Source organism: Salipiger sp. (assembly GCF_059781815.1).
Map to the genome: position 1 here is coordinate 1 of NZ_JBYNAH010000203.1, position 9,684 is coordinate 9,684.

The window sequence follows — 9,684 nt, forward strand, 5'->3', positions numbered from 1 at the left end:
CCCGCATGGCCGCATCGTCAAGGCCGATGTCGAGAACGCCACCGCGAAACCGGCCGAGAAGGCTGCGCCCGCGGCCGCCGAGGCGCCCGCCGCGAAACCGGCCGCCGCCGCCATGCCCGCTGGCCCCGGTGCCGAGCAGGTCATCAAGATGTACGAGGGCCGCGACTTCGAGGAGGTCAAGCTCGACGGCATGCGCAAGACGGTCGCCGCCCGCCTCACCGAGGCCAAGCAGACCATCCCGCATTTCTACCTGCGCCGCGACATCAAGCTCGACGCGCTGCTCAAGTTCCGCTCGCAGCTCAACAAGCAGCTCGAGGGCCGTGGCGTGAAGCTCTCGGTCAACGATTTTATCATCAAGGCCTGCGCGCTGGCGCTGCAGTCCGTGCCCGACGCCAACGCGGTCTGGGCCGGCGACCGGATGCTCAAGCTCAAGCCCTCCGACGTGGCGGTCGCCGTGGCGGTCGATGGCGGCCTGTTCACCCCGGTGCTCAAGGATGCCGAGATGAAGTCGCTCTCGGCGCTGTCCTCCGAGATGAAGGACCTCGCGGGCCGCGCCCGCAACCGCAAGCTCGCGCCGCATGAATATGTCGGCGGCAGCTTCGCGATCTCCAACCTCGGCATGTTCGGCATCGACAATTTCGACGCCGTCATCAACCCGCCGCACGGCGCCATCCTCGCGGTCGGCTCCGGCGTCAAGAAGCCCGTCGTCGGCGACGATGGCGAGCTGACCGTCGCCACCGTGATGTCGGTGACGCTGTCGGTCGATCACCGGGTCATCGACGGCGCGCTCGGCGCAGAGCTTCTGAAAGCCATCGTCGAGAACCTCGAGAACCCCATGGTGATGCTCGCCTGAGCTGTCTTCAGGACCGCATCATTGAGACGCCCGCCGCCCACCGGCGGGCGTTTCCTTTTCCGGGAATGTTTTTCGGGAATGTATGTTCAAGGGTCATGGCACCCTTGCAGAGAACCCGGCTTGTGCGACGCCCCGCGGCTTCGTTAGCGTAGGTCATGCTGCAACGCGGCAGGATTCGCTACGCCTGCCGTCCAAGACCCCCGACACACACCCCGACACTTCGGAGCTCATCCATGGTCTATACCGACCGCCAGGCCCGCCTGACGATCCTGTCACTCGCCGTTGGTGCCTTTGCCATCGGCGTGACCGAGTTCGCCGCCATGGGGCTTCTGCCCTACTATGCCGCCGATCTTGGCGTGAGCGAACCCGAGGCCGGCTTTGCGGTGAGCGGCTACGCCATCGGCGTGGTCGTGGGCGCCCCGGTGCTGGCGGTGCTGGGCAGCATGCTGCCGCGCAAGCTGCTCCTGGTGCTGCTGATGGCGGTCTTCATGCTGACCAACGTGCTGACCGCGCTTGCCACCGGACTCGACACGCTTGTGATCGCGCGGGTGCTCTCCGGCCTGCCGCATGGCGCCTTCCTCGGCATCGGCATGCTGTTTGCCGCCGAGATGATGCCAACGGGCCGCAAGGCCGCGGGCGTGGCGCAGGTGCTGATGGGCCTGACCATCGCCAACGTGATCGGCGTGCCCATCGCCGGTGCTATCGGGCAGTATTTCGGCTGGCGCTGGTGCTTCGTCCTGGTCGCGGTGATCGCCGCCGGCTCGGCGCTGATGATCGCCCGCGTCGCGCCGCAGCCGCAGGACGGCCCGGCGGCGAGCCCGCTGCGCGAGCTCTCGGCGCTGGCCAACCGTGCGGTCTGGCTGACGCTGGCGGTGGGTGCCGTGGGCTTCGGCGCGGTCTTCGCGGTCTATTCCTACTTCTCCGCCGCGCTGATCTCGGCCACCGACGCCCCCGCCTGGGCGATCCCGCTGGCGCTGTCCTGCTTCGGCATCGGCGCCACCGCCGGCAATTACTACGCCGGACGCCTCGCCGCGTGGTCGCATTTCGGCGGTACCCTGCTGCTGCTGCTCGGCATGGTGGTCTGCTCGCTGATCTACGCCGTGGTGATGGGCCAGTGGATCGCGATGATCCTCGTTGTGATGGCGCTCGGCCTGACCGCCGGTCTGGTGATCCCGCTGCAGATGCGCCTGATGGACGTGGCCGGCGAAGGCCAGACCCTCGCCGCCGCGCTCAACCACGCCGCCTTCAACGCCGCCAACGCGCTTGGCCCCTGGCTCGCCGGCATGGCGCTGGCCGCCGGTCATGGCTTCAGCGCCACCGGCCTCGTCGGCGCAGGGCTCGGGGCGGCCGGCGTCGCAGTGCTGGGGCTCGCTTGGCTCGACGCCCGCCCGCGCCGCGGCGCGGTGGTGCCGGCGGAATAAGCCTCCCCTTCCCAGACAAACGAAAGGCCGGGTTCCCAGCGAGGACCCCGGCCTTTTTCGCGTCACGCTCGGCGCAAGCGCCTCAGCCGCTGCAATTGCAGCCGGTAAGCTTCTGATCCATGTTGCGCGACGGCTGATCGCAGCCCGCGTCGCCGACGATCTTGGCCGGCACCCCGGCCACGGTCTTGCAGGGCGGCACCTCTTCCAGCACCACCGAGCCCGCCGCGATGCGCGAGCCGTTGCCGATGCGGATATTGCCCAACACCTTGGCGCCGGCGCCGATCAGAACGCCATCGCCGATCTTGGGGTGACGATCCTCGTCCTCCTTGCCGGTGCCGCCCAGCGTCACCGAATGCAGGATCGAGACATCGTTGCCGACCTTCGCGGTCTCGCCGATGACAATGGAATGGGCGTGGTCGATCATGATGCCCTGGCCGATCTCGGCCGCCGGGTGGATATCGACCCCGAAGAGCTCGGAGGCGCGCATCTGGAAGAAGAACGCCAGGTCCTTGCGCCCCTGCCCCCAGAGCCAATGCGACACGCGCTGGCTTTGCACCGCTTGGAAGCCCTTGAAGTAGAGCAGCGGCTGCAGGAAGCGGTGGCAGGCCGGATCGCGATCGTGCGTCGCCCGGATATCGGCCCGCGCGGCGCGCGCCAGCCACGGGTCGGAGGCATAGGCCTCGTCGCAGATCTCGCGCAGGATCTGCTCCGACATCTCGCCATTTGCGAGCTTCATCGAGATCCGGAAGGCGAGCGCGCCCTCGATGGTGGCGTGGTGCAGCACCGAGACATGCACCATGCCGCCAAGCAGCGGCTCCTCCGCGACGGCCTGTTCGGCTTCGCGGGTGATGCGGGCCCAGACCGGGTCCAGCTCGGCGATCCTTGCACGGGTTTCGGCCATCGTAACCTCCGTTTGATCCGGCTGTTATAGCAGATAGGCCGAGGCGGCTGAAACGCAAAACCGTGATGGTTTGAATTTCGCCCGCTGATGGTTTCGCGGCGCTGTCTCCCTCAGCGATGCCGCAGCCGCACCGCCTCGAGCACGAGGATCAGGCATCGGCATAGTCGGGATCGTCGAGCCTGCGCTCCGGCGCAATCGGGCGCGACAGCGCCGCCGCCATCAGCGTGCCATTGCCCCACTCGGCATGGGCGCGCCCGAAATGCCGGCGGTAGCGGTCGGCGGCATCGGCCTGCGCCACCATCTCGCGCGCCAGCCGCCAGCGGGTGCCCCTCGGCACCGCCAGCAGCGCGCAGGCGGCGCAGATCACGTCGCCATGCAGCACCGGCCTCATGCGGAGAGCGGCAGCCTTGCGAAGGGCCCCGGCCCGTAGCGCGCCGAGACCTGCGCCACCGCGATGGCGTAGCTGCCAGAGAGGCCATCCAGCGCCGGATCGTAGCTCCATTCCGGCGCGACGACCTGCGCGCTGCGCAGCACCGTCTCGCCCTGCATCACGCGCACCTCGTAGAGCTCCTGCTCTTCGCCCAGCGGCACCTCGGCGAGCTCCCAGTCGTCGCCGTCGATGCGGGTGCGCCGGATCCAGCTCAGCGCCAGCGTGCCGCCCTGATCCTCGGCCCGCAGATGCACCGGGCTGAACGGACGCAGCCCGTTACCATCAAACGCATGGATCTCGTGAATGTAGCTCGGATCGTCATAGCCGCGCCGCGCCGGGCCGATGCGGTAATGGCGCTGCTGCCGTCTCAGCGCCGCGGCCAATGCGATCTGCTGCGGCACCTCGTCGAGCCGCACCACCCACGAGCCCGCCGGCCAGACCTCGGGCATAAGCGCATCGGTGCCGAGCTGGCCGCGCAGGCGGTGGCTCAGAAGCCACGTGCCCTCGCCCGCCATCTGGGCGTCACGGAACTGGAACAGCTCCCAGCCGCCCGGGCTGCCATCGCCGATCGCCATGAGGTTGCCGCCGCCAAGCAGCCCCTCGTCGTCGATCGAGGCCAGCTCTCCCGAGAGCATCCGCACCTGCAGTGCCGCGCCCCGGTCGATCCGCCCCGAGGGCGCGCGCGCCAGCGTGGTCTCGGTCACGCCGACCGAGGCGCGGGCCGCGAGGATCTCGTTCAGCGCGTAGTCGCTGTCGGACGCGGAGTCGTAGACCGCCACCGAGCCCGGCCACGGCTCGGCCGTGAGCGCGAGATGCGGCGCGTGCGGGACCTCGTCGCCGGTGATCAGCGGCAGGTCGAGGAACAGCGGCAGCACCTGCACCGCCGGCACGAAGCCGCGCAGGCTGGCCGCGTCGTCGGGGAAGTCAGACGGCAGGTAGACATCCGGCTCGAAGCGCACCGCCTCGACCATCTGCTGCGCCCCGATCTCGACCCGGTCGACCCGCGCGACCACGTCGCCCGCCGGCCCCGGCAGCGAGACGATATCGCCCGCGCGGACCTCGAGCCGCGACGGCGGCAGCGAAAAGCGCAGCGTGTCGCGCGCCACCCGCGCCTCGGCCAGCCAGCGCTCCAGCGTCAGCCGCGCCTCGCGGCGGGTCAGCTCCATCGGCAGCTCGGTCTCGGCCACCGCGTGGGTGCGGTCATCGGGCAGCACCGTCTCCTCGGCGACCGCCACGTGATCGCCATCGGCCTCGAGAAAGCGCAGCCGCACCCGCCCCGCCATCTCGGCCTCGGCGGCGCGGATCTGCACCAGATCGCCGTCAAGCTCGCCCGACACCGCCAGCTCCGCCAGCGTCAGCGGCTGCACCGGGCGGTCGCGGCGCAGGATGAAGGTGAGCGTCCCGTCGCGCTCCACCGCGTCGAAGCCATGCGCCAGCATCAGGGGCTGCAGCGCTCGCCGCGCATCGCCCACCGCGCCGACGACATAGCCGCGCACCCAGCCGTGCAACGCGCTCACGTCATAGTCCTGCAGCCCGGCGCGCTCGCAGATCTCGGCCACCACCGAGGCCAGCGTGCGCGACGACACCCGGCCCGTGATCCAGTGCCCGCGCCGGTAGTTGTCGCCATCCGCCCAGAGCTCCGAGAGCCCCGGAAACCACGGGTAGGGCCGCGCATCCCAGGCCCAGACATAGGCGCGGTCCATGTCGAGCATCGGCGCGCCATACTCCTCCGAGACCGGGTTGTTGGCCGGATCGGTCCAGTAGCCATGCATCGCCCGCAGGTACTGGCGCTGGATCAGCTCGTCGCGCAACCCGTTGGAATAATGCGGGAGATCGCTCTCCGAGCTTTTCGGATCGAGGAACTTGTTGGGCTGGTTGGTGCCCTTGTTGACCGCAGGACAGCCGAGCTCGGTGAAGCGGATCGGTTTCGATCCCGGCACCCAGCCGGTGGGATCGGGCTGGCGCACGCCGCCGATGCGCTCGTAATGGGCGTTCTGCCACCAGCCGCGAATGTCCTTGTAGCGGAACACCCAGGGCTCGGAATGCGCGCCATCGGTGATCGGCTCCCGGCGCTGCGCGTCGCGGGCCTGCTGCGAGGGGTAATACCAGTCATAGCCCTCGCCCCCCGCCACGTTGGCCATCAGGTAGCCGGGATCGTAGACCTCGCCCCAGTGGGCATCGGCGTGATCGCTGCCGTCGCGCCAGTCCGAGAGCGGCATGTAATTGTCGATGCCGATGAAATCGATCTCGTCATCCGACCACAGCGGATCGAGATGGAAATAGACATCGCCCGAGCCGTCCTGCGGCTGATAGCCGAAATATTCCGACCAGTCGGCGGCATAGCTGAGCTTGACCTCCGGGCCCAGCAGCGCCCGGCACTCGGCGGCCAGCGCTTTCAGCGCCGCCACCGCCGGGAAGCCGCCCGCGCCACGGATCCATGTCAGGCTGCGCATCTCCGAGCCGATGCAGAACGCCTCGACGCCCCCCGCCGCCGCGCAGAGCGCCGCGTGGTGCAGGATGAACCGGCGGTAGCTCCATTCCTCGGGCCCGGCGTAGCTCACCGCGCCATCTGAGACGGTGAAATCCGAGGCCTGCGCCGTGCCGAAAAACGCCGCCACCTGCGCCTCCGCCGCCGCCGTGCCATCGGGCGAGCCCGGCCGCCCCGGCGCGATATCGAGCGTGATGCGCCCGCGCCAGGGCAGCTCGGGCTGGTCCTCGGCGTCGCTCCACGGATCCGGCAGGCCGTTGCCCGCCATCTGGTCCATCAGGATGAACGGGTAGACCATGACATCGAGCCCATGCGTGCCCATGCGCCGGATCGCCTGGATCACCGAGGCATCGCAGGGTGTGCCGCCATAGACCGGGCGGCCCTCGAGCTCGGGCACCGCCTCTGCCGTGCCCCTTGTGACGCCGCAGACCTGCCAGGGCATATTCTTCGATTCAAATTGCTTTTGCTCGACCTTCGGGCGGATCTCGCAGGAGCCGCAGCGCAGGTCGCCCCCGAACCAGCTCACCACCAACGAGACCGCACCGCAGCCCGGCACCTCCTCGGTCAGCTGATCGAGCGAGACGGCGAAATCCGGCGCCTCGGCGGGGCTGTTGACATTGGGCAGCCCCGAGCCGTTCTCACTGTAGCTCATATGGACCGGCTCGGTCGCCAGCGCATATTCCCCGGTGCCCGGGATCATCGCCACGGCGCGGATGATATGCGGCACGTCCTCGGGATCGTCCTGCACCGGGCGGGTGACCTCGAAGCTGAGCTGCGGCACCCGGTTGCCGTAGGGCTCGAGCGGCATGTCCTCGATCTCGACATAGGCGGTGCCGCGATAGGCCGGCACCTGCCCCACGCCCTCGACCGCCTCCATCTTGGGATCGGGGAGCTGGTCCGCGCTGCCGGAATAGACCCGCATGTTGAGGTCGCCGACCGGGATCTCGGCGCCATCCGCCCAGACCCGGTTGACGCTGGTGATCTCGCCCTCGCACAGCGCCAGCGCAAGGCTCAGGGAGTAGCGGTAGGTCTTCATCGTCTGGCTCGGGGCGCCCTTGCCGCCGCCGACCTCGTCCTTCTTGACCCGCTCGCGGAACTCGGTGGCCCAGATCACCTGCCCCCCCAGCCGCATCCTGCCATAGGCCTGCGGGATCGCCGCCCCCTCGCCGGCGCCGCTGAGGAAGAAGCGGTCGATGCGCCCGGTCTCGACGGTCTCCGAGCCCTGCCCCAAGAGCCGCTGGTCGAGCGCGCGGCCAAAGCTTGCGCCGATGAACCGGCCCACCGCGGTCATCGACAGCCCGAGCACCGAGCCGCCGATGGCGCTGCCGACGGCGGCGCCCACGGCGGAAAAGACGATTGTCGCCATCAGCTTGCTCCTTCCGGAAAGGCAAAGCGCGCCACCAGCCGACGGCGCCAGGGCCGGCTCAGCCGGCTTTCGACCACGCCGTGGCCGCTATAGGCGTGAACGAAGCTCGCCGCCTCGCCAAGCCCGGCCTGAAGGCCAAGATGCTTGGCCACCGAACCGTCGCGCATGCGAAACAGCAGGACATCGCCCTCCGCCTCATCCTCGAGCGGCTTGCGCACCATGTGGCGCAGCGCGGCGGCGAGCAACGCCTCCTCGCCCTGCGGCTCCGACCAGTCGCGGCTATAGGCCGGGACCGCCTCCGGCTCCGCCCCGACGACCTCGCGCCAGACCCCGCGCACGAGGCCGAGGCAATCGCAGCCCGCCCCCCTGAGCGAGGCCTGATGGCGATAGGGCGTGCCGATCCAGCCCCGCGCCGCGCTCACGATCCGCGTGCTCATCGCCGGCTCCCCCCGCCCTTGGCCTTGGCCCGCGTCGGGTGCACCAGCATCCAGTCCTCCTCGGGGACGTCGGGAAAGCCCTGGAAGTTCAGAACGTTGTTGAACTTCAGTCGGCAGGTCTCGAAACGCTTGTCGCAGCCCGCCTCGAGCCGCACCTGATCATTCGCTTGCAGCGCCGCGCCCAGCGGTTGCCAAAGCTCGATGCGCCGGCCCTCGGCGCCGGAACGGTCGCGTTTGATCGCGCCGGTCAGCCCCTCCGCGGCGCCGCTCAGAACCACCAGACGACCGCGCTGGAACCAGCCCTCCTCGAAGCCGGTCAAGGCCCCGAAAAGCAGCTCGCGATTGGCCTCGACTTGCACGGCCGGGCCTTCGTGGAAATACCCCGGCTCGTCCAGATCGACCCGGCAAGCCGCATCGCCCAGAACCGCCGTACACGGCCCCTGAAAGACCCGCCCCAAAGGCCGGTTCAGCGCCTCGGTGAGGCCGCGCAGCTCGGCATGGAAGGCCCCGCCCGCCCGGCGGATCTCGCCGATCGAGCCGCGGAACAGCATCCGGCGCTGGCTGGTGTCCCGCCAGTTCACCAGCCATGCCGCGACCTCGGCCCCGTCAAAGCGCCCGGCCTCGATATCCGCCTCCGACAGTGCATCGTCGCGCAGCGCGCCCATGGCCTCGGAATTGTCGACCGAGAGCCCGGTGGCCTGCTGCAACGCCTTGGCGCTGAGCCCGGTATCGGCGCGAAAGCTCAGCCCGTCGAAGGCGAGATCGAGGTCGTGATCGGTGAAGCCGAGGCGCAGGCCGTCGGCCCGCGTCACCTCCCAGCAGCGCGCCACGGTGCCCAGGCCCCCGGCGAGATGCGCATGAAGCTCCGCCGCCCCCATCAGACCCGCACCTCGACCACCGGCACGTCGGGTGCCTGCCCGGCCTGAAAGCTCGCGACGCTCACGTTGATGCGCTCGGTGTCGAACCGCACCGGCACGTCGAACTCGTAGCCGGCGGTGATCTCGACACCCGCCAGCGGCGGATCGGTGAAGGTGATCATCCCCGTCGTCAGATCGAGCGAGAAATGCACCCCCTCGCGCATCTCCACATCCTGCACCGCGGCGATCACAGTGCCCGCCACCGGCTTGCTGATCGGGCGCGCATAGCTCGCACTGCCCGAGCGGTAGACCTTGACCAACTGGAAGCTGCGCGTCGCCCCATCGCCCCGCGCGATGACCTGGTCGCCCGGGCTGACGCTGCCCGAGGGTTTGCAGGAGCGGTAATCGGCCCAGTCCTTCCAGCGAAACCCGTAAAGCTGGCCGTGGCGCGCCTCGAAGAAGGCCAACAGCTGCGCGATATCGTCGAGCCCGCGCAGGCCGAGCCCCGCGTCATAGCGCCGGCGCGAATGCGCCCAGGGGCTGTTGCGCTCCTCGAAGCCGCTGCTCAGCTCGACGACATCGGTGCGCCGCTCCGGCCCGCCCAGCGCGCCAAAGCTAAGGTCGGCGGGAAATCTCACCTCGTGGAAACTCATGCTCTTCTCCTCAGCGGTTGCGCAGGCCCTGCCCCAGCGCGCGGCTCATCTGCGCCGCGATCTGCGACTGGCTGCGGCGAAAGCCCTGCACGTCGGGGGTGGTGATGTTCATCACCACCATCGGCGGCTGCTGCGCGGCGCTGGCGCGCACGCCGAGCCGCCCGTCGGGCCCGCGCGCGAGCGGCATGATCGCCTCCGGCCCCGCCTCGCCCATGAGCCCGGTGCCCCCGCGCATCGGGAAGGCCACCGGCCCGCTCACCACGCCGCCCGAGGCAAAG

At 69.7% G+C, this 9,684-nt stretch carries 9 protein-coding genes; 2 read left to right on the plus strand and 7 right to left on the minus strand.

What is annotated here, in order from left to right:
• Together AC6RA4_RS19495 and AC6RA4_RS19500 are read left to right on the plus strand one after the other, a co-directional pair.
• Nucleotides 1-853: 2-oxo acid dehydrogenase subunit E2 (locus AC6RA4_RS19495; RefSeq protein WP_500163217.1), on the plus strand; the 853-nt coding region annotated here is incomplete at its 5' end.
• Nucleotides 854-1,086: 233 nt separating this feature from the next.
• A complete protein-coding gene (locus AC6RA4_RS19500; RefSeq protein ID WP_500163218.1) occupies nucleotides 1,087-2,274 on the plus strand; it encodes an MFS transporter in 1,188 nt (395 codons plus the stop codon).
• A gap of 82 nt (nucleotides 2,275-2,356) precedes the next feature.
• On the opposite strand, the gene cysE is transcribed toward AC6RA4_RS19500, so the two are convergent.
• From cysE to AC6RA4_RS19535, 7 genes are all read right to left on the minus strand, one after another.
• Nucleotides 2,357-3,175 carry a serine O-acetyltransferase gene (gene cysE, locus AC6RA4_RS19505; protein WP_500163220.1) on the minus strand — a complete coding sequence of 273 codons (819 nt, stop codon included), beginning with the start codon at nucleotides 3,173-3,175 and terminating at the stop codon, nucleotides 2,357-2,359.
• Nucleotides 3,176-3,323: 148 nt separating this feature from the next.
• Nucleotides 3,324-3,566, minus strand: a complete 243-nt coding sequence (locus tag AC6RA4_RS19510) for a DUF7742 family protein (RefSeq protein ID WP_500163221.1) — start codon at nucleotides 3,564-3,566, stop codon at nucleotides 3,324-3,326.
• Nucleotides 3,563-7,459, minus strand: coding sequence for a baseplate multidomain protein megatron (locus tag AC6RA4_RS19515; RefSeq protein ID WP_500163223.1), 3,897 nt, complete (start codon nucleotides 7,457-7,459; stop codon nucleotides 3,563-3,565). Before AC6RA4_RS19515 ends, AC6RA4_RS19510 begins: the two co-directional genes overlap by 4 nt.
• Complete coding sequence (locus AC6RA4_RS19520; RefSeq protein WP_500163224.1) at nucleotides 7,459-7,896, minus strand: NlpC/P60 family protein; 438 nt, start codon at nucleotides 7,894-7,896, stop codon at nucleotides 7,459-7,461. Before AC6RA4_RS19520 ends, AC6RA4_RS19515 begins: the two co-directional genes overlap by 1 nt.
• Nucleotides 7,893-8,774, minus strand: a complete 882-nt coding sequence (locus AC6RA4_RS19525; protein ID WP_500163226.1) for a phage/gene transfer agent baseplate hub protein — start codon at nucleotides 8,772-8,774, stop codon at nucleotides 7,893-7,895. Before AC6RA4_RS19525 ends, AC6RA4_RS19520 begins: the two co-directional genes overlap by 4 nt.
• Nucleotides 8,774-9,406, minus strand: coding sequence for a phage distal tail protein, Rcc01695 family (locus tag AC6RA4_RS19530; RefSeq protein ID WP_500163227.1), 633 nt, complete (start codon nucleotides 9,404-9,406; stop codon nucleotides 8,774-8,776). Before AC6RA4_RS19530 ends, AC6RA4_RS19525 begins: the two co-directional genes overlap by 1 nt.
• Nucleotides 9,407-9,416: 10 nt before the next feature.
• Nucleotides 9,417-9,684: phage tail tape measure protein (locus tag AC6RA4_RS19535; RefSeq protein WP_500163229.1), on the minus strand; the 268-nt coding region annotated here is incomplete at its 5' end.

What these genes read in the sequence shown, in the direction of transcription:
- AC6RA4_RS19500 (WP_500163218.1), top strand. Translation starts at nt 1,087, where the DNA reads ATGGTCTATACCGACCGCCAGGCCCGCCTGACGATCCTGTCACTCGCC.
- cysE (WP_500163220.1), bottom strand. Translation starts at nt 3,175, where the DNA reads ATGGCCGAAACCCGTGCAAGGATCGCCGAGCTGGACCCGGTCTGGGCC.
- AC6RA4_RS19510 (WP_500163221.1), bottom strand. Translation starts at nt 3,566, where the DNA reads ATGAGGCCGGTGCTGCATGGCGACGTGATCTGCGCCGCCTGCGCGCTG.
- AC6RA4_RS19515 (WP_500163223.1), bottom strand. Translation starts at nt 7,459, where the DNA reads ATGGCGACAATCGTCTTTTCCGCCGTGGGCGCCGCCGTCGGCAGCGCC.
- AC6RA4_RS19520 (WP_500163224.1), bottom strand. Translation starts at nt 7,896, where the DNA reads ATGAGCACGCGGATCGTGAGCGCGGCGCGGGGCTGGATCGGCACGCCC.
- AC6RA4_RS19525 (WP_500163226.1), bottom strand. Translation starts at nt 8,774, where the DNA reads ATGGGGGCGGCGGAGCTTCATGCGCATCTCGCCGGGGGCCTGGGCACC.
- AC6RA4_RS19530 (WP_500163227.1), bottom strand. Translation starts at nt 9,406, where the DNA reads ATGAGTTTCCACGAGGTGAGATTTCCCGCCGACCTTAGCTTTGGCGCG.